The sequence below is a fragment of the Prevotella sp. P4-98 genome, from assembly GCF_002251405.1.
GTDB lineage: Bacteria > Bacteroidota > Bacteroidia > Bacteroidales > Bacteroidaceae > Prevotella.
In genome coordinates, this window is sequence record NZ_NPJC01000032.1 from 109,353 (window position 1) to 130,279 (window position 20,927).

The following is a 20,927-nucleotide window of genomic DNA, read 5'->3' on the forward strand; positions in this document are numbered from 1 at the left end:
ATAAACAATGAAAAATATATAGAGATAAACCTTTGTATATCAACTACTTTTAGATTTTAACACTTCGGGCTTGCTTTTTGGTGGTTCTCAAAAATCCGCTTATCTTTGCAACGCATTTCTACCGCGGAGAATTTTGAGGGCTTTTATTTTGCCATCTCGTGGACAGAGTTGACAAAGGTTGACAAGAGTGGACAACAGTTGACAGATTAACGAGAGGGAAAAGAGTAAGGAAGTGACCTCATTTGAAGAACGTGACATCGTGGAATGGGTTGACAAGGATTGTCAATGATTGACGAAAGTTCACTCCGTGGCGGTTTGCAAGAAATTGATTGTAAAACCACATAAAAAGGAGTCAAATGAGAAAGACAAGAAAATGCGCCTTCTGTGGAAAGGAGTTCACTTGTAACAGCGGTTCGCAGAGGTATTGTTCAGAACATTGCGCCGAGGCGGCAAAGGCTCAGCGCAAGAAGAAACAACAGGACTTTTTGAAGGCAGTCCAGCCTGTTATAGACATCGCCAGCCAGGAGTATCTCACATTCTCCAAGGCTGCCATCCTCATGGGATGCTCCCGTCAGTACGTTTACAAGTTGGTAAACGAGGGTAAACTACCTGCATCACGAATCAGCAGCCGGATGGCATTCGTTCGCAAGGCAGACATCGAGAAGATGCTTGCAGGCAATCCTTATCATAGAGTCTTGCCAGGCACTCCAACAAACAAGCCGTGCAAAACTTCTTCTTCTCTTTCGTCGAGAAAGGACAAGAATCAGATTGACGAATCACCAATGAGACTTGTCGAACCACTTGAATACATCTCTGGCGAGGACGTTATGGCAACCTACAAGGTAAAGAAGTCTTGGCTCTATGTTTCAGCCAAGAGAAACAACATACCTGTGTGCAAGATTGCAGGCAAAAACTATTATAGCCGCAAGCACATGGATGCACTCTTCGGAGTGACTGCCGAGATTGAAGCCTTGACAGAGTGGCTCACAACGGATGAGGCAGAAACACTCTATTCCACGACCAAGGAATCCTTGCGCACCCAAGCCTACCGTCGCCATATTCCCACCAAGCGAGAATATGGCAAGACCTATTATTCAAAGATACATCTGGATGAGATATATCATCCTGATTTGAAGGCGAGTGATGACTATTACACTACTGCCGAAGCTGCCAGAAAGTACGGCATGACCAAGAGCAACATCTGTGTTATCGTCAAGACAAACAATCTCACTAAGGTGAAAGTCGGAGTCCAGAACTCATTGTCAAGGAGGAATTAGACCGAATAATGGCAAGCAGACTTGCACAATTCGGGGCTTACAGGCTCCAATAATGCCCAATAATAAGCATCAACTGCGTGAAAGTACAATTATCCATGAGTTATGAAAGGGTAAGTTGGTCACACTTTCATCATGCAGTTACTTTGCACTCGCTATGAGACGCATAGCCTTCGATTATCAACAAAACAAATTTCATACAAGTATGAGTAACATTTGCAAGACAGTAACCCTGCGTACACGTAAGATAAAGAAAGGTACGCAACTGAGCTTCTACCTTGACTACTATCCCGGCTACAGGGACGAGTCAACCATGAAGGTACAGCGACATGAGTCACTTGGCATCTACATCTTTGCCAAGCCCAAGAACCAGCGCGAGAAAGACTACAACGAGCGCATGACTGAGAAAGCCGAGGCACTGCGCTGCCGACGCTATGAGAGTATCGTAAATGAACGCTACGACTTCTTCGACAGAGAGAAGGAAAAAGGCAGCTTCCTCGCATGGTTCAAGAAGAAGGCCGATGCCAGGAACACCAAATGGCAGAACGTCTATAAGCATTTCGAAACCTTCTGCGAAGGGAAATGCACCTTTGGTGAAATAGACGTTGACCTCTGCAACAAGTTCAAGGAGTACCTTTATACCGCTCCACAGACCATCCACAAGAAGCAGAAACTGCACACCAACACCATTGCAGGCTACTGGTCAACCTTCCGTGCCGTGCTCCACACTGCCTACCGTGACCACAAGATCAAGGAGAATCCAAATGGCTTCCTTGACAGGATTGACACCATCCCTACGGAGAAGGAACACCTCTCACAGCCGGAACTCGTAAAGCTTGCTAACACCGACTGCAAGGAACCAGTGTTGAAGAAAGCCTTTCTCTTCTCCTGCCTCACTGGACTCAGAAAGAGCGACATCAAGGCGCTGACATGGAAGAAGATTCAACCATACGGAGATGGAGGCATGTATATCACAGTGCGTATGCAGAAGACTCAGCAGCTTGTGAACAATCCTGTCAGCGAAGAGGCTCTTGAACTCATTGGCTTCTATGACGGAGGACACGAACCCGATGCAAAAGTCTTCCCAAACTTCAAGGACAAGATGACAGGTACTACCTTGAAGAACTGGCTGAAGGCAGCGGGTATCACCAAACACATCACCTTCCATTGTGCCCGACATACTTTCGGCTCTTTGCAGGTTGATGCAGGTACAGGTATCTATACCGTCCAGCACATGCTCGGACACAAGAACGTGGAAACCACTCAGATCTATGCGAACATGGCTGACGAGAGCAAACGCGAGTCGGTCAATCGTATCACCTTGAAGCCAAAGATAACTCCGCAACTGAAAGTCGTCGGGCAGGGCTAAACCTATTTGTTGGTTCTATTTCTTCGAGAAATGAAACCAAAGATACTATTTTCAGGTCAAACACATGGAAAAATGAGAACCAACACGATTGGCTCTCATTTTTCGTTATACCTTTGCAAAGCAATTAAATAACTGTGAAAAAGGAGGAAAAGGACAAGTGTGAAAATCATACTCACTTCAAGTATGATTCACAAATAAACATAAATCATTGGCCTACAGACGAAAAGACGATACGTCATAAGCAAAATTCTTCTTAACTTTGCAGCGCATTTTCTGAAACAACGAACAATAACACATAAAGACAATGAAAATAGATTCACCATCTTCAATCACTTCACGTGAGGCATCCGTCCGACTCGAATGGATCTCCACAAGAATACTGCCGGGAGTTGCAGTTCTTCTTCTTTCAATTCCACTTTGCCAATGGGCTGACTCAAACCTGCCCGATGGCATCGTTCCTGTATCTATCATCTACCTGATGATTGTAATAATCCTATGGTCAATGTACATGGCTGTGCAGTATGCTTTCGTGGGTATGGTGCAGACGAGGAAAAACAAGGACAAGGTTACTATGGAGAATAGCAATCCTCACGAAGACGATGGGCAAGCACCTGTTTTTCTTTTGGAGGCAATGCCTATGGTTGCTGAGTCAAATGGAACTGAGAGTGTCTGCAATGCTGAGGTGGTCGAGGAGATAGCTGAGAAGACAATAGCTACAGATTCCAAAGTCATATCGGAAGAAGCCAATCATCCCGACAATGAGGCATTCACTGTTTCGGCTGCTTCTGCCAGTTCGACCTACCAGCAAGGTATTGATGACTTTTATCAGAGTCAGGCAGAAAGCCAGAAGAAAAAACTGGACACCATTCATGAATACCTTCTATACATCATGTCTCCTTTTGTCTATGAGGAAGACATGAACGAGTTCTGTACAGACCTTTTGAGATTCGCAATGGATCACAACTACCGCCCTGAGGTTGAGTGGAAGAGATTCAAGACAAAGCTGAGCAGCTTCGATGTCCGTCATCTGGTATGGAGCATTGCCATAAGGTTGGGACTTGGCAAAGGCAAGGTTTACAGCAACGATGATTGTGCCTGTTATATCGAACGCCGTTTTGCTTCATTGTGCGTAACAGCCAGTGGGGAGCCATTGTCGCATAGCACACTCAGGAACCTGACAGTCACATCCAACAGCGACCAGATACATTGTGACATCCAGGGTGCAGACGGACTGCTATTCCATATTCCTTCACAACTGGGCATAGAGAAAGACTGAAGATAATCTTTCTCACCTCTCCTATATCAATACATAGACATCACATATTGGAGTCACATCAGAAGCCAAACTTTGGTGTGGTCCTGATGTGCCTATGTCCTTTTGCGCTGAAATCTCACCCAAAATATTGTTGAAATCCCAATTGTCATTCATTATACTTACATGTTCGATATTGTCAAAATCCGCTTCAAAATCTTGTTTTATCCACAAATAACAGCCAAAAAGAAGGCTCAACTGCGTGATTGTTTCGTGATGCACCTGTTATTAAAAAGTGGCTTGCCCTCCGATTCGTAACGGGGTTCCTTTGCAGCACGATTCCACTAAAGGATCGTGTTGTAAAATGACAAATAAGGAATTAACGTTCAATGACCTTCCGCAGGTCGTTGCCGAACTTCGGGATGAAGTATCGGGCATGAAGGCGTTACTGCTGAACCTTCAGAACAGACCAACTCAGCAGCGAGAGAACAGACACCGCCCTGTCACGCCAGAGCAGGTTGCCGAGTACACCAACATTCCGCTTGCGACCATCTACCAGAAACTTGCAAACAGGGAAATCCCAGGCAGCAAGCCAGGCAAGCGATGGGTAATCTACCTTGATGAGATTGACAAGTGGCTTGAAGCGAACCGCAAGAATCCCATTCCTCTGACGGATGAGGAGCAGAACGCTGCCATCCTTGCATCGCACAAACGCAAGCCGAACAAGTCCAGTTGGAACGATGAAGGTTTAGCTCGACGAAGTCAACCTATTGCAAAACCATTTGACGGGGATAAAATCTAAAATCAAGCAATTATGAACAAGCAAAAAATTCATTACTGCTTCATTCTGTCCGAGGAACAGATGAAGTATCTACGCAGCAAGAAGTACAAGATGACACACTTCTCCCAGATACCATACTATAAGCCAGCAGGCAAACTGATCTTTTTTGAGAAGAGTGCCTTGCTCGACTGGATGCGTAACGTGAAGGTGAAGTCCGGGGATGAGATAAGGGAGGAAGCTGCCTTGCACCTCTCTGGTCTCAGCGTTCCTCGTTCTGAAAGAGCCCATGTATAACCATATATAAATATGTATGCCTATGGAGAACTCTCATTCTGAAACACGGCTCATCCTTTCCCTGTCGCTTCAGGACATTGACAATCTTGCCAAAGACCTGAAGCCAAGACAGAGGATGTTCCGTTTCTTCTCACTACTCCGTCATGCCGCAGAAACCGATGGCACGCAGACAAAGCGTAGCATCGACTACAGCGTACAAACGGGACAGGTAGGTGCTTAGCATTCCGAACTTGCCAGAGAATGGAACTGCAACCGCAGTACGGTCACCCGTTTCCTGAAGGAACTGGAGGCCGATGGACTCGTCAAGGTAAGCACGGGCAATGTATCGTCCCTGACAGACATCAAGTGTCTGCTTGGCTGGCAGCATGATAACGAGGTAACGCCGAACCTGTCGAGTGACAACGAACTTGTTTATCAACTAATCATCTGAACAACTATGGGAAAGATTGTATTATACACTAACGTAAAAGGAGGCGTAGGCAAGACAACCCTTTGTGGTATCTTTGCCACCTACCTTGCTAACAGCGGCAGAATCATTGCCGTAGTCGATGCCGACCTTCAGCAGTCCCTGTTCCGTCATCGTAAGCGTGACCTACAGCAGGATCCCGATGCCTCTCTGCCCTGGGAGATAAACACGCTCAGGGACAGGGCTCCTGAAGAGGTGGCAATAATCATGGAGGGCTTGAAGCAGTTGCCTTACGATGTCATCATTGACTGTCCGGGCAACCTCGTTGACCCGAACCTCGAAGTCATCTATTCCAATGCAGATATTGCAGTGGTGCCTATTCACTATGACAGCGACACCCTAGATGCCACGCAGATGTTCTGTGAGACATTCAAGGATCACTTCGGTGCGAAGATGTTCTTCGTCCCAAATGGCATTGTTTCAGTCGAGGAAAGGCGTGAACACCTCCAGCAGGAAAGAGATAAGGCCATTGAGCAGCTGAAGGCTTATGGCACAGTAACCCCACGAATAAAGCGAAGCGTGGTCATTAGCGACTACAATACGCTGCTTCCGCTGACTATCTATCAAAGGAATGCAGTCAAGTATGCCTTTGAACCCATTATCAATGAATTGCAGGAAGGAGGTGATGTATGATGGAAGCAGACAATACTTTCAGTGGCATCTTCGGCAATAAGCTTTCAACACCACAGAAGCCAGAGGCTCTGGCAAAGCAGGAAGATACACCTGTCATCATAGAGCAAACAATAACTGCCCCCACTGAAGACTCTGGACAAAAGACCATAAAAGAAGAGCATGAATCAAATGCAGCGGAGAAGACTGTTCACAAGCGTGGGCGCAGGAGGAAGGGTTATGACAGTACCGATGGCTCGACCGCCGATAAGGCCGGACACTTCTCTTGCATCTGTGACAAAGACCTCATAGCAAAGGTCAGGGCTATCGCCTGGCAGGAGCACTTGACCGTCAGGGCGGTCGTTGAAAGTATGTTCACCAAGTGCATCGCCAAGTACGAGAAGAAACGTGGCCCTATCCAGATTGAACCCCATCAGCAGTCTGAAGAACTCTTCTGACTGTAACACCGTTTATCCTTTTGTGCAGACACCGAACTGAATGTTGTTCCGTGTCTGCTTTTTTTGTATAGCCATATAACGATGGCATACCTATACACTATGGAAGAATATAAGCCTATAGGCATATGCACATCCACAACGTATAGGGGTATATCCAGTATTAGCATATCCCAAGTATAGCTAATTATCCGTATAGTGTTATAGCGTGTATAAGGATATACTGTGTATAGGTGTATAGGTGTATAGTTTGTACAGTCTTATAGGAGATATTGGCATATATGGTTATACAGGGTATATATGTATAGGGTTATAGCATGTATGAATGTACAGGGATATAGGCATATAGCTTTACATTTGGCACGACGGCTTTGCAATGTATAGCCTTATATAGATATACGGTTATACATTAGCGGAGTTTCTGCAATCTCTTTTGTGGCTGCCATTTGTATAACTCTATATTGAGTATAGCCCTATAGGTGATATTCAAATCAAAGGCAAGAGTCGCAATGTTTGGTATTTTGCAGATGTGGTTAAATGCGCAGCAAATCTTGTTATGCCAATGGGCTGGAAATGCACGGCAGATTTCTCGGCACTAAACTATCCCATATGCTCATTTTCCTTTTCCCTTCTTTCAAAGATTTGCGACAGTAGGCCGTCGGAAATGTCCTCGCCTTGAAACCGATGCGATGTCTTATCATTCAGGCAGCCGAAGCCACAGAAGCCTCAGAAATGCCCAAATTCGGGTTTTCGCCATCCCAGAGGTGTGATTACCCACGAAAGGATTTTGACGCTTCCTAAAGCCATTTTCGAGTCTTTGTAGAGGCTTACACGCTGGCTAGGCCATCCGTCCACACCTGTATAGTCATTTTTCACACCTACGGGCACTGGGCTTGCCCATGTGCCACATTTTTACAGTATCGGGAAGCTCACTACCCGTTCCGATTTTCATCGGACGGAGATTTGACCAGATAATTCTGCAAGCAGAGGTCATGGAATCTGGCATGAAGGTGTTCCCACACATGGTCGGCCATGAATGGCAGCGATTAATCTCTGGCAATTTTATCCAGTCAGTCTAATCGGCTTGCCGATGCCACTTTTTCAAAGTCATGGGAAGCCTAATTCCCCAATCCTCCTTCGGGACTTGGAAGACAGACCAGATAAAATTGCAAGCAATGGGGTTTGTAGTGACTATGAAAACTCTTCAAGCGACTGTCATCTGCACGAATGAAATCTGGTAGCAAGATGATACCAGGGCAACTTCTTTCCCATACTTCAAACGAGCTTGCTCCGCGCAGCAGAATCTGTACTCCCGAACCGAGTTAATTTCTGTTAACTCTTATTAGGCTTAGCGTTTTTTCAAAACACTGTTCGACGCAAGCGTCGCATGATGATAAAATCCGCAGCATTTTTACGTGGCTTACGAGAGTCGTTTCCGACACGTCGGAGCTCGCTCCGTTAGCCATTCGACGGTAAGGATGGGTAGCCTAATACCCCTACCTACTATCGATGTCGGGGAAACTAGCCAGATAAAACAGCAAGCTTGTAGGGTTACTATGACTTTGATGGTTCTTCGAAACACGGTATTCAAAATGATAAATATCTGGCAACATCATGCCTGGACAGATATGCAGAAGAGGCTTGCCTCTGTCCACTCAAAAGTAAGGAGGGGCAGCCTAATACCCCAGCCATCTATCGATGTAAGGGGAACTGACCAGATAAATAAGCAAGCAATTAGGGTATGAATATGACATCAATAAAGGTAAAGTTCAGGCCATCCACGGTGGATGGCAAGGAGGGAGGTCTCTATTTTCAGATCATCCACAACCGAGTAGTCCGTCAACTGAATACTGATTACAAGGTTTTTGCAGAGGAATGGGATGCTGAGTCTGAAAGCGTTATCGTAAGTGGTAACCGCTCAAACCTCTTGTTGGGTATTCAAGAACGTCTGGCATGGGATGTGTCCCGTCTTGAAAAGGTCGTCCGCTCGTTGGAAACGGAACGTCGTCGCTTCACGGCAGACGACGTGATCACCATGTTCCATAAACTGACCAAGGAGTCCTCCCTCTTTACCTTTATGCATGGTGTCATAGCTCAACTGAAACAGTTGGGTAAAGTACGCACGTCCGAGACCTATACTGCCACACTTAATAGCTTTATGACATTCCGAGACGAGCAGGATGTTCCACTTGACGACATCAATTCTGACATGATGCTCATGTATGAAGCCCACCTGAAAGCTAGAGGTGTTCGCATGAATACCATATCGTTCTATATGCGTAACCTTCGGGCTGTCTATAATCGTGCAGTTGAAAAAGGATTAACACCGCAGAACAATCCCTTTCGTCATGCCTATACAGGAGTGGATAAGACGGTGAAACGAGCTATACCTATCAAGGCTATTAAAGCCCTAAAGGTGTTAGACTTATCCACGAAACCTTCATTGGACTTCGCTCGTGATATGTTTATGTTCAGCTTTTACACAAGAGGAATGTCCTTTGTGGATATGTCATACCTCAGAAAGACAGACATACAAAATGGTATTCTGACCTATCGAAGACGAAAGACAGGTCAGGAACTGACCATCAAATGGGGGAAGTGTATGGCTGAAATCATTGCCAAATACCCTGAAAACAAAACAGACTTTCTACTCCCTATCATCAAAGAGCAAGGCAATGAGCGGAGGCAATCTGACAATGCCCTGCATCTGGTCAACTATCGCTTAAAGGAACTTTCCACGATGCTGAAACTCCAGCGACCACTCACCATGTATGTGGCTCGTCACTCATGGGCGAGTGCAGCCAAGGCGGAAAATGTGCCTCTATCTGTCATCAGCGAAGGAATGGGACATGACTCTGAGGCAACCACACAGATTTACCTTGCGTCATTAGAAACGTCGGTGGTCGATAAAGCAAACAAGATGATATTGGGATTGCTGTAAATAAGGATTTGTTTAGCAAAATTCTCAATCTCTTTCTAAGAGACGTAGAATATTAGAAACACCTGTAAATACGACAATTCTGACAGTTTTGTTTGCCAATTTGCTAAACAAAGTGAAATAATGAGCGTCAAAATGCAATTTTTTATATAATAAGGTGGAATTTGCAAAAAAAAATGTACCTTTGTACCCAAATATCCATCTCTTAGAAAGAGACGAACGTATTATACTCGACAGAGACCATGTTACTAAAAGGCTAATAACATTTTACAATATAATGATAACAAAATGTCCAAAATGCAATGTTCCCGTACAAATAAATGAGAAGGCATATTCGGGAATAGTGAATCTTGATTATGTTTGTCCTGTCTGTGGAAATCGATTCACAATTCAACTAAACAATCAGCTAGGCGGACAGACTAGACAGCCTGTGCAACCCGATGCTACCACCCCAAATTATCAACAGTCACCTTATCAGGCTACTCCTGAACAACAATATGCCCAAGCAAGCACAAGCCAAGTGCAAAGCCCATTGTTAGAAGAAGCGCCAACCAAGCGTTCTATTCTCATATGGGTTGTGCCACTAATTGTGTTACTTATATGCGCAGGAATAGGAGGATGGTTCTATTACCAAAAAGTATATTTACCAGAGAAGATAGACAGGGAAGCGCCTAGGTATTATACTATTGCAAATGCAACAAATATCAGAACGTCAAAATCATCTGGAGGGGATTTTAATAAGATAGGCTCTGTACCATTTGGTAGTGAACTTATTACCTACAGTTATGATGCAGATTGGAGCGAGGTGAAAGACGCTAATGGAAATAGAGGCTTTATTGCTTCAAATTTCATTGTTGAGAAATCCGACTTTTATAGATTGAATAGCATATTTGGAGATGCTTCATCCCGAGATATAATTGAAACTGTAAAATGTAGAAGAGCATTATTAAACTATTTTAAAGAGCATAATTATATTGGTAAAATAGCACAAAGCGACTTACCAAATATTGTACCACAAGTACAACCAAATTCCCAGAATCAATGGCAGGTGTTTACAAGAGCTAAAGGCGTAAAGCCTAATAGTGTATATTTTTCACGCGTGACTAATTCTGCATCAAAATTCACAGACTTTGCTGTGGTCATTACAAATATTAGCACACAAGATAAACGACTTCTATTATTCACTTTTGCAGACGATGAATCTTCATCCTTAGTTTATGAAGAGGAAACATCAGCAAGCTATATAGAGAATATTTACAATTACGGCAATGGAAATTATGGAGTAGCTTATTATTATGCATATTAATCACAGACAGAAGAAAAAACATAATTGGGCTTTAATTTTACTCTATACGGTGTCCTTCCTAATACCAATTGGAGGGCTTGCTGCTCTATACCTTTATTATAATGGGGAACTACAGAAAATCCCGGAGGCTAAAATTGTAGTAATTTCCAAGCAAGATATGAAACTACGAGTATATGACTATAAGGGTAATAAGGTTGTAGAGTACGGAATTGCATGTGGAAAAAACTATGGCCAAAAATATAAAGTTGGTGATATGAAAACGCCTGAAGGAATGTTTTATGTATCTGGCATAGAAGATGCTTCTGGCAGAACCCATGATTTTGGCGATGGAAGAGGTGCAATCCCTGGCGCTTATGGACCGTATTTTATCCGTTTGGATACTCCTGGTCACAAAGGTATTGGTATTCATGGTACTCATGATCCAGAGTCTATTGGTACTCGAGCCACAGAAGGATGTATTCGTCTTCACAATGAAGATGTAGCCGAGCTCGCTCATCTAATTTACCCTGGAACAATGGTAATTGTTACATCGTCATTCCTTGATTACGAGCAAGAAACAGTAGCTGCAAAGGGTAAAAACGAAACTATAGATAAAAATAAAGAGCAGAAAAATAAGGAGAAAGACAATGTCGTAACTGTTGATAAAACAGCAGACCCATTATTAGAACCCCAAGGAAACATAATCGATAACTACGAATAAGATGGAATACTCATTAATAGCAAATTCCGGAATACAGTTATACACATTCCCATTTGAGATTGATTTAAATAGCAATTTCAAACAATGGTTCCATGAATGGTATGATAAAGAGGAAGGTGTACATAAGCTTGATCTAGTGGAAAGAGTGAAGAGCGATGAAGGTTTCTTTTTCTACAACAAAAAGGAATTGATAGATAAGGGATACATGACCGCATTCGAAACCAAACAGGTTGTTAACCCTGAGGAAGTTCGAGAAGATGGTATCGTGCATCCTCTCGCAGGAAACATTGAGAGCACAGAGGATATGCAAGAAGAGATATACTCGATGTCGTTTACCGACAAGCAATGTAAGCTTTCATTTTATGAGAATCAATGGATTCCACTTCCATATTTCCGCAGAAGGGTTCCTGCCCTAAGATTTGATTTCGGAGCATTCAATTGGGTTCGTGTGAAAATCATTCCACAAGACAGTCAAAATAGCAAGCTCAACTACATTGCTTTATTGGCTATTGACACGAGAATGAATTATGAGGCTACACAACTACAAGAAACGCCTGTATTTCCTGATAATTTCCAAAACGAACTAACGTTCCAGGTGTGTTCGGACGAGATGTTACTAATGGATTATTGTTCTGAGGCAACCGAACAATGCAGTTATATAAATGAGTATCTCCGTAAGTTAGTCCATCCAGATGCTCGTTCAATTTCAAAGATTAAAGGAGAGAAACATAAGATGTCCTATATTGCCACCTATTTTTTGCTTGTTAACTATCTGGCTTCAAAGGATGTCTTTCCAACCCTAAAGTTATACAAAGATGAGAACGTAATTGTAAAAGATGTTGACATGTTCATTGATATCGGTAACTCTCGCACCACATCAATATTGGTTGAAGATGCACAAAATGGTGATTTCACTAAAGTACCCTTGCTGAGTCTTACTGATTTGTCTTCTAGCGTTGAACTTACCGAGGACGGTCCTCGCATAAAACGTTATGATCATCCCTTCGATATGCGTTTAGTATTCCGCAAAGCGAATTTTGGAGAAATTGGACCACGTGATAGCCGTCAATTCGTATATCCATCTATCGTACGATTAGGTAAAGAGGCCAACGATTTGATTCATAAGTCTACAGAGGAATTTTCACCAGAAACGTTATTTACATATTCCAGTCCTAAGAGATATTTGTGGGATAAAGAGGCAGCACATCAAGAATGGCAATTTCTTGTCCTTAATGGTGAAGAACAAAATCCTATTCTCGAGTTAAACGGTATTACGAATCAGCTTAACAGTAATGGAACTGTCGATCCTGATGGAATAGGTGGTGGAAAACATACCTATTCGCGTAGTTCCCTCATGACATTTGGATTTTTAGAGATCCTCTCTCAAGCCCGAATGCAAATCAACAGTGAAGATTATCGAAAGTTCCATGGTGAGATAAATACACCTAGAAGAATAAAGCGACTAATCGTGACCTGTCCTATTACGATGTCACAATATGAACGAGAGACATTAATCAGATGTGTGAACGGGGCAGTTAAATTATTAGCTAATTTTGAAAAATCAAGCCTTACTACTGATCTGCAAACCGAAAAATTCAATATCGAAGTAATACCATCTTATCGAAAAGAAGGCAAGAATGTTTGGTATTATGATGAAGCTACATGCTCACAATTAGTATACCTCTATGGAGAGATAGGGCATAAGTTCAAAGGTAATAGCAAAGAATTCATTAACCTTTATGGCAAAAAAGACAGTAATGGTAGAACATCATTTACAGTAGGATCACTCGATATAGGTGCAGGCACCTCCGACTTAATGATAAATCAGTATCATCTACAAGAAGGTCAGGATTCCGTAATTATTCCTTGCCCCTTATTCTACGACAGTTATTACTATGCAGGTGATGATATGTTACAAGATTTAATCCGCGAGATTTTATTATCAGGAGATTTCTCGGCTCTTGTTAGCCAAATAGGTAATGACAATCATGGACAACAGATGATTAAAGATTTCTTTGGGCACAACTATAATGGTCAGTCTATTTCACAAAGAATCCTAAGAAGAGACTTCAATATCCAGGTATTGATGCCTCTGGCTTGTCATTTCCTTGAATTGCTACGTACAAAGAGTCATGATTGTTCTGTACTCTTTTCGGATGTTTTCGAAGATGAGGAACCAAACGAGAAAGTACTTAAAGGATTTAGGGATTTCTTTGGTTTTAATTTCCAAGATCTAGAATGGAAATATAATAGTGAGGTTGTTACAAATATTGTGATGAAGTCTTTCGACGCATTAGTCAAGAAGATATCTGCTATTATGTACACATACAATTGTGATATTATTGTATTATCTGGGCGCCCTGCTACCCTACCTCCTCTTAAAGATCTGTTTATGAAGTATTATGCAGTAGCCCCCAATCGCCTGATACAGTTGTCTAGCTATTATGTAGGAGACTGGTATCCCTTCGGAAATAATACAGGCTATATACGTAATCCAAAGACAGTAGTGGCTGTAGGTGCAATGATTGGTTTTTATTCTTCAGATCTTATACAATTCTCTAATTTCAAATTAGACAAAAGCGAATTAAACAAATTGCAATCTACGATTAATTATATAGAAACCCCTGATTCTGTTTTGCTCAATACGCAATACTGCCTTACTCCTGTTCAAAATAGAGGAGAAATACTCGTTAAACAGCTACCTGCCTATCTCAAAATCAGACATGAAAACTTTGACAGTTATCCTAGTAGGCCACTCTATGAAATAGACTACGATTTCGGAAGTATCAGAAATCGCATGCGCAGACAGAACGAAGATAGCAACCCGAATATGACAGAAGAGGCATTATCTAATCTTGCAAATGGCGAAATAAGCCGTCTCAAACGTTTACTACCTTATAGAGTCATTCTTACCAGAGACCCTGGAGAAAAAGAAGAAATTCATATCGAACAAATTATTGACAATCAAGAAAACGATGTGACCGAAACAAACATACGCCTTAGCGTTCAAAGCTTAGGGCCGACAGATTGTTATTGGTTGGATTCTGGTATTTTTGATCTCTAAACAATTACAATTATGCAAAACGATATTTCTATACAAGATATAAATCATTTGCTTCATGTTGTTGAACAGTCGATTAAATGGGCCAATACTCATGAAGAGAACTCTTTCCCTTTTTCAGCATTTAAGGAGAAAAGGCGTGAACTAAAGAAGATTAAGTTTGCACTCGAGGAGAAGTGTTCTGCTGCAGCTTATGGTGAAAGTCAGAATGGTAAGTCATATCTGATAAGCAGTCTGCTTTCTTACGAAGGTGAAGCGCTTACCATTTCTGGTGGTATTGGGGGGAAGTTGTATAGCTTCATCGATGATATCAACCCGAGTGGTGGCAATACTTCCAAGAAAGAATCAACTGGTGTCATCACTCGATTCACTGTTCGCCCTGACGATTCACCAGCAGCTCATGACAAAGTAAAAGTTCGTTTGTTAACAGTTGCTGACATTGTATCGCTGCTTGCAGACTCATATTATAAAGATGTGAAGATCAATGCTGCCGATTTGCTACAGACAGACGACATTAATAGCAGTCTTGAAAAACTGTTACCAACTATTATTGACAAGTCTTATCAACAAGATTATATTGATGAAGATGACATCTATACGATTCATCAATTTCTTGACACATCAATAGGTAGCAGTTCAGCTAATGTGTATGGATCTAAGTTCTGCGCCTTAGTCGCACCAAAAATTAGGCAAATCTCACCGAGCAACTGGAGCAAAGTTTTCAGTATGCTTTGGAACAACAACCCGTCAATCACGTCTTTATTTGACCGGTTGATTTCTGATTATATGAAGTTGAAATTCAATCAAGTAGTATATGTTGACTTTGCTGCCATTTTGCGACAAAAGGGTACAATTCTTGATATTACATGGCTGGATTACTTGTTTAATGATAGTACAGTTGAAATCAACTCCAATTACGATCAACTCTGTGATGTTTATGATGAACAAAATCATCTACTATTCAGCGGATTTTCTAAGGCTTCATTTTCTGCACTCGTAGCAGAACTTACCTTAGTTTTACCAGAATCTACTACGACAAAGCGAACATTTCTTAAAGACTTCGATTTGTTAGATTTCCCTGGTGCACGCCATAGAATGAAACTGCCCGAAGCAAGTATACAAACCGAACTTTCTATGATGTTGCGTCGTGGTAAGGTTTCTTATTTGTTCGACAAATATTCAGATTCACTTAGAATCAATTCCATTCTGTTTTGCCAAAACATGGACAAGCCCGAAAGTGAATTAGGTGAGGTGTTGAACGATTGGATAAACAAGAATATCGGTAAAACACCTGAAGAACGGGCAGAGCATATTAAGCACACTAATTACACTTCTCCATTCTTTATTATATCTACATTTTTTAACTGTGATTTACAGCGAACTAAGGAAACACCTTTGTTTACTCAGACTGTACCATTATCTGAAAGATGGAAAACTAGATTTGAGAATCATCTCAGCAACGAGGTTATTAAACCGAGTATTTATCAGTGGTTCGAAAAGTGGGTACCCGTTGGATCAGGCTTTGAGTCGGAATCATTTCAAAACATATTCATGTTGAGAGATTACTTCTGGTCATCAAATCAGCAAGTGTTTAAGGGATACGAACCTGGAGTTAGTGGAGAAACGGAAATAATAATGCATCCTGAATATCCCAATTATATGGAGGATTTAAAGCAATCATTTATTACGTTTCCATTTGTTAAGCAGCATTTTAGAAATCCAGAAAAATCATGGAACGAAGCTGCCTCTCTTAATCATGACGGTTCACAAGCAATTATTCAGTCTTTAGAAAGAATTGCAGTGGTGATTGATGATGCTCGATGTCAAAAGTATCATCAAGAGGTTAGAATAATCAGAGATCAATTACTTGAGTCTTTACTTCGACATTATATCTCTGGTGAAGAAACAGATAAGCGTGAATCCATCAAGCGTACTGCAGGTGAGATCAAGTTTGGACTTGACATGCTTTCACCTTCGTCATTTGGCATGCTCATCAATAATTTTATGGTCAGTGCTCATGATATTCGCTTTCTTGCCACCGACATTGTACTCCATAAAAAAGAATTGCCACAAGACTTTACTCTTATAAATGTTTTGCGTCTGAATGCAGGTATCAACCCTTCTGATGGCAAAGAGATAAACTTGAAAAAACTATGTGATTATTATCATACTGATGAGCATATGCTTCGTAATGGTCTGAAGATGCAAAACATTAATCTGGATGATGTCATATCCGGACAAAATGAAACGATGACTACAGAGGCTGATATTCTTGCAAGAAACATTTCTGTTTACTGGTTAGAATTTATAGATGCTGCTGCTTACAATCTAAGCAAGCGCCTTATTCATTCTGATAGAATTGCATTTATGTATGGCGTATTGTATAAGAGATTTTGCTTGCAACAAGTCATTGCGAACAAAATTCAAGAATATGCAAATACGATTGAAGATAGAGATGTACTCTCAAATATTATTGCAGATTCAATATCATTGCTACTTAATGACTTTGTGACATCTGTTGGTACGAAACTTATGACATCCGAGGATAAACAGAAATCACTGAATAATGCAGAAGAACTACACATCCAAGTTGATATACAAGACGATCAGCGACAGGAAGTTCCCAATCTAAAAGAAACTATGGAGGCATTCGAGAAATCTGTCGAAACACTCAGGTTTCAGGCTTTCGATCAAAACAGTCAAAACCTTTTACGTAAACTTCCATTATGGGATAATTTCAAAAGATGGGAGAATTTACTCATCATGGGGCTGATGCTGACAAGCGATGTGATTGAAATAGACGAAGCAGCCAACAAAGAAATGGAGATTATTATTGATGAATGTAAGTCGGTTTTAAATTAAGGTGTATGGTTCGATTTATAGATAAAAAGCCATTGTGTACTACCCAATTAAAGAATTTCTGTGAGATTCAAGGTATTGGCAATGATCCAATCTACATGCGATTTAGCAGTGTAGATAGTATAATCCTGCGATATATACCAGAGGAATATCAGCACTTTCTAGCCCGTCCAGATTATTCACCCGAAGACGATGCTATTGTATGGTTTGCTCCAGAATGGACAGATACACCTAGACGATTAAACGATCTCTATGGTATAGAAAAAGAAAAATATGAGCGCATTTATGAATCTACCTTCAATTGTTACAACCAATTAAAATCTAAAATCCATGGCGAGGCTTTGGGCATTCTTAATGCAGCCATTAAGTTTGTAGATAAAAAATTTACCTTTTGCTATGACAATAAGGTGGTTTGTGTAGCATGGGGCATGAAACTCAGAGATAGTATATACGATGCAAAGGGAAGTGTCGTTTATAACTTTTCTCAAACTAAAGGATACTCAATTATTTTTGACCCAGGAGAAGGCGGAGACCTCGCAGAACCTAATGATAGAATTATCCGCAGAAAAGAAAAGGCAGAATTAGTAACAGCAGACATACCAAAATTGATTCCCAAACCAGGGTATCAATTCCTTGGGTGGATCCCTCAAGTACAGGGTACAATCGTTACATCCGATTTGATTTTTCATGCTCAGTATCGTCAAGACGCAATAGATCCTATAGCAGGTCCAGCGGTAGAAGAACCACAGGTAGTACCTACTCATACACTACGTTTCTTATCTGATGATAATTGTCAATTCGAAGGGCAAACCGAAATGAAGGTAGAAGACGGCTATCAACTATCGGAGAGCGACTACCCGCATGTTGTTCCTAACAACGGCTATGAATTTGATTGTTGGGATCCATTCTTTGTTGGCCCCGTTCATTCTGATATGAAATTCCAAGTTCGGACTAGACAAAAGTTCTTTGATGTAAACTTCCAACCAGGAAGATTTGGCAGTTTAAAAGGTGTGTCTCCGATTATGGTACCTGCAGGTAGTAGACTTTCGCAAGAACACATCCCACAGGTAATCGCTAATTCTGGTTATCTTTTTTCTGGTTGGAATGTAGAACCATTAAACTACACAGTATCTGATAACTGCACTTTTACTGCCACTTATTATCACATCCCATGGTGGCGACGCTTCTTCATATGGTTTGACACTTTTGGCTGTTTAAAGTGGCTTTTGCTCCTACTGGCCTTCCTTCTGCTTTCATGGCTTTTCTCGTGGATATTTCCTGGTTGTCATAGTCTTCGTTGGAACCATTGGTATCATCCTGTAGATGTAACAGATAATTCTTTGTATGTTGTATCAGAGCCAACAGATACAATATACATTCCAAAGACCATTTATGGACAAGAATATATACAATCTTATGATACTGTTGCTGACCCTTCAGACATTCGAGATCAAGTTCAGAACCGTGGAGGAAACATCAATGCATTTATGCGTTTTTCTATAATATGGAATCAAAATCAAGACGATATCGTAGATTTAGATGCACATGCCGTTCAGCCAGATAAGAAAGAGATTTACTATGGTAGTTATCGTAGCAAACCAACATCTATGTCTGGCCAACTTGACGTAGATGATATTCGACCTAATCACACTGGTGTGGAAAATATTGTATGGACAGATCCATCAAAGATGAAGGATGGTACCTACACGCTGTTCATCCGCAATTATGATGGGGGAGATAATCATGGAGCAAAAGCCGAAGTCGCTTTCAATGGTAAACTATGGCATTACACTATCGACAAACCTATCATCAAAGGTGAAGATATTCCTATTGCTCAAATTAAGATTTATAACAATGGACATAATTTCTTTGTTCACCATTCAAAATATCTTGATTCTGATGAACGAAATAATAACTGAGAAAATATATAATTATGCCTAAGAAAATAGCAATTTTAAATAATGTAACAGAGTATTCCCCTGCTGATTTGGCTTCCTACATTCAGCAAGGCATAGTTACGCTCGATGAACTTTGTAATAGCACCGATGGCGATTTTACTGCTAAAATGAAATTAGATGTGGAGGAAATTCTCGCTGGTAGTGAGGATGCTGATTTCAAACGTGTAATGAAATCCGAATCCATTTACGACCTACAAGAATTTCTCAATAAGTACCCCATGGGTAAACCAGAGCATCTAGAAGCTGTCAGAATCAAAAAAGATAAACTTGAGGCAAAGCCTATCTATGCGGTACCCCCAATTGCTCCTGAGTTTGAGGATGGTTCTGATGAAAACGAATGGATTAATATAAAGAACTCTGACGATATCAATCTTTTTCTTCAATTCAAGGAGAAATATCCTAATAGTAAATACACTTTTGAAGTAAACAAGGCTATTACCCAAATTAAGAATAGTGAAGCGACTCAAAAGAAGTCTACAGCTATCCTTAAAGCGCTTATTCAGCAAGCCAATAGCGCAGATGAGGTTAGTCGAACGATTGTTAAGTTGGTCAGAAATGAGACAATCTCAATCCAAACACTTATTGATCTCATTAGTAAGGACCATAATCTTTTGTCATCTGTAGCATGCTGCAATATTATAGAACAAGGAATACTTAACCGTACAGACTTGTCTAAATGTGGTATAGCTGATGATTTTATCAATAAGATGCTAGGCAAAGCCCCTTCAATAACATTTGATCCTGCACGTCCATTATTCTCTATTGCTGAACCATGTACGGAGGTGTATTTTTGGGGCATTCCTTCATCAGGAAAAACTTGTGCCTTAGGTGCAATTCTTAGTACAGCCAAAAGCGGATTGAATTCAAGAAGCATGATACCAGACAACAATTGTCAGGGCTTTGGATACATGAACCGTTTGTCCTCTGTATTCTCTTCTGGAAAGGTTTGTCGTTTGCCTGGTGGCACCCCTGTTGCTTCTACTTACGAAATGCGTTTCGAATTAGAGGATCAAGAGAATGCTATTCATGATCTTGCATGCATCGATCTTGCAGGAGAACTGTTTACATGTATGTTTATGAAGGATGCTGGTGAGGAATTACGTGAGGATCAAGAACAAGCTTTAGGCACACTTCATAATATCTTACTCAACAATCGTTCAAACAATCGAAAGATTCATTTTTTTGTAATTGAGTATGGTGCAGAAAACAGAATATATAATGGTCTTCCCCAATCAGAATACCTCAATTCTGCAGCAGTTCATCTCAACAATATGGGGTTGTTTAATGACAACACTGATGCAATCTACGTATTAATTTCTAAGGTTGATAAGGCCAAATATGAAGGGTCACTCGATCAGCACCTCATGAAATACATGACCAAGAACTATCTTGGCTTCTACAATAATCTCCTGCGTATTGCAAAAGAAAACAATATCAATAGAGGTAAGATCAGTATTGTCCCATTCACTATTGGCGACGTATGCTTCAAGGATTACTGCCGTTTTGAGACATCTTCTGCATCAAAAATGGTTGAATTGTTGATGCATTATTCATATACCCGCAGAAAGGGATTTTTTAATAAGATATTTGACTTGTTTAGGTAAT

13 protein-coding genes and 2 pseudogenes are annotated in these 20,927 nt (G+C 41.2%); all 15 read left to right on the forward strand.

Translation table 11 applies throughout. The annotated features are described in order from the left end of the window. The first annotated feature begins 356 nt into the window (after positions 1-356). Positions 357-1,330, forward strand: a pseudogene (locus CIK96_RS05310) (helix-turn-helix transcriptional regulator). Positions 1,331-1,479: 149 nt separating this feature from the next. Beyond that, positions 1,480-2,643, forward strand: a complete 1,164-nt coding sequence (locus CIK96_RS05315; protein ID WP_094440016.1) for a site-specific integrase — start codon at positions 1,480-1,482, stop codon at positions 2,641-2,643. A gap of 304 nt (positions 2,644-2,947) precedes the next feature. Continuing rightward, a complete protein-coding gene (locus CIK96_RS05320) occupies positions 2,948-3,919 on the forward strand; it encodes a hypothetical protein (RefSeq protein ID WP_144007257.1) in 972 nt (323 codons plus the stop codon). Positions 3,920-4,259: 340 nt separating this feature from the next. After that, positions 4,260-4,697, forward strand: a complete 438-nt coding sequence (locus CIK96_RS05325) for a helix-turn-helix domain-containing protein (RefSeq protein ID WP_094439998.1) — start codon at positions 4,260-4,262, stop codon at positions 4,695-4,697. A gap of 12 nt (positions 4,698-4,709) precedes the next feature. After that, positions 4,710-4,970: a hypothetical protein gene (locus tag CIK96_RS05330; RefSeq protein ID WP_094389364.1), complete on the forward strand. Its 261-nt coding sequence runs from the start codon at positions 4,710-4,712 to the stop codon at positions 4,968-4,970. A 265-nt stretch (positions 4,971-5,235) separates the two neighbouring features. After that, positions 5,236-5,400, forward strand: a pseudogene (locus CIK96_RS13695) (hypothetical protein); the annotation flags it as partial. Positions 5,401-5,406: 6 nt separating this feature from the next. Then, entirely contained in the window at positions 5,407-6,069 is a 663-nt protein-coding gene (locus CIK96_RS05340; RefSeq protein WP_094389362.1) for a ParA family protein, read from the forward strand. Further along, positions 6,066-6,503, forward strand: coding sequence for a hypothetical protein (locus CIK96_RS05345; RefSeq protein ID WP_094389361.1), 438 nt, complete (start codon positions 6,066-6,068; stop codon positions 6,501-6,503). Before CIK96_RS05340 ends, CIK96_RS05345 begins: the two co-directional genes overlap by 4 nt. Before the next feature lie 1,744 nt (positions 6,504-8,247). Further along, on the forward strand, positions 8,248-9,441 hold the full coding sequence (locus CIK96_RS05360; protein ID WP_094389368.1) for a site-specific integrase: 1,194 nt from the start codon (positions 8,248-8,250) through the stop codon (positions 9,439-9,441). A gap of 154 nt (positions 9,442-9,595) precedes the next feature. Continuing rightward, on the forward strand, positions 9,596-10,744 hold the full coding sequence (locus CIK96_RS05365; RefSeq protein WP_144007256.1) for an SH3 domain-containing protein: 1,149 nt from the start codon (positions 9,596-9,598) through the stop codon (positions 10,742-10,744). After that, positions 10,734-11,444, forward strand: a complete 711-nt coding sequence (locus tag CIK96_RS05370) for a L,D-transpeptidase (RefSeq protein WP_094389358.1) — start codon at positions 10,734-10,736, stop codon at positions 11,442-11,444. The genes CIK96_RS05365 and CIK96_RS05370 overlap by 11 nt, the downstream gene beginning before the upstream one ends. Position 11,445: 1 nt before the next feature. Beyond that, on the forward strand, positions 11,446-14,508 hold the full coding sequence (locus CIK96_RS05375) for a virulence factor SrfB (protein ID WP_094389357.1): 3,063 nt from the start codon (positions 11,446-11,448) through the stop codon (positions 14,506-14,508). Positions 14,509-14,520: 12 nt separating this feature from the next. Further along, positions 14,521-17,367 (forward strand): virulence factor SrfC family protein, encoded by a 2,847-nt coding sequence (locus CIK96_RS05380; protein WP_094440000.1) that lies wholly within the window; start codon positions 14,521-14,523, stop codon positions 17,365-17,367. Between the two features lie 5 nt (positions 17,368-17,372). Then, positions 17,373-19,283, forward strand: a complete 1,911-nt coding sequence (locus CIK96_RS05385) for a hypothetical protein (protein ID WP_094440001.1) — start codon at positions 17,373-17,375, stop codon at positions 19,281-19,283. Positions 19,284-19,297: 14 nt separating this feature from the next. After that, the gene (locus tag CIK96_RS05390; RefSeq protein ID WP_094389354.1) at positions 19,298-20,926 is read left to right on the forward strand and encodes a hypothetical protein; all 1,629 of its coding nucleotides are present in this window, start codon (positions 19,298-19,300) and stop codon (positions 20,924-20,926) included. Position 20,927 lies beyond the last annotated feature (1 nt).

What these genes read in the sequence shown, in the direction of transcription:
- CIK96_RS05315 (WP_094440016.1), top strand. Translation starts at nt 1,480, where the DNA reads ATGAGTAACATTTGCAAGACAGTAACCCTGCGTACACGTAAGATAAAG.
- CIK96_RS05320 (WP_144007257.1), top strand. Translation starts at nt 2,948, where the DNA reads ATGAAAATAGATTCACCATCTTCAATCACTTCACGTGAGGCATCCGTC.
- CIK96_RS05325 (WP_094439998.1), top strand. Translation starts at nt 4,260, where the DNA reads ATGACAAATAAGGAATTAACGTTCAATGACCTTCCGCAGGTCGTTGCC.
- CIK96_RS05330 (WP_094389364.1), top strand. Translation starts at nt 4,710, where the DNA reads ATGAACAAGCAAAAAATTCATTACTGCTTCATTCTGTCCGAGGAACAG.
- CIK96_RS05340 (WP_094389362.1), top strand. Translation starts at nt 5,407, where the DNA reads ATGGGAAAGATTGTATTATACACTAACGTAAAAGGAGGCGTAGGCAAG.
- CIK96_RS05345 (WP_094389361.1), top strand. Translation starts at nt 6,066, where the DNA reads ATGATGGAAGCAGACAATACTTTCAGTGGCATCTTCGGCAATAAGCTT.
- CIK96_RS05360 (WP_094389368.1), top strand. Translation starts at nt 8,248, where the DNA reads ATGACATCAATAAAGGTAAAGTTCAGGCCATCCACGGTGGATGGCAAG.
- CIK96_RS05370 (WP_094389358.1), top strand. Translation starts at nt 10,734, where the DNA reads ATGCATATTAATCACAGACAGAAGAAAAAACATAATTGGGCTTTAATT.
- CIK96_RS05375 (WP_094389357.1), top strand. Translation starts at nt 11,446, where the DNA reads ATGGAATACTCATTAATAGCAAATTCCGGAATACAGTTATACACATTC.
- CIK96_RS05380 (WP_094440000.1), top strand. Translation starts at nt 14,521, where the DNA reads ATGCAAAACGATATTTCTATACAAGATATAAATCATTTGCTTCATGTT.
- CIK96_RS05385 (WP_094440001.1), top strand. Translation starts at nt 17,373, where the DNA reads ATGGTTCGATTTATAGATAAAAAGCCATTGTGTACTACCCAATTAAAG.
- CIK96_RS05390 (WP_094389354.1), top strand. Translation starts at nt 19,298, where the DNA reads ATGCCTAAGAAAATAGCAATTTTAAATAATGTAACAGAGTATTCCCCT.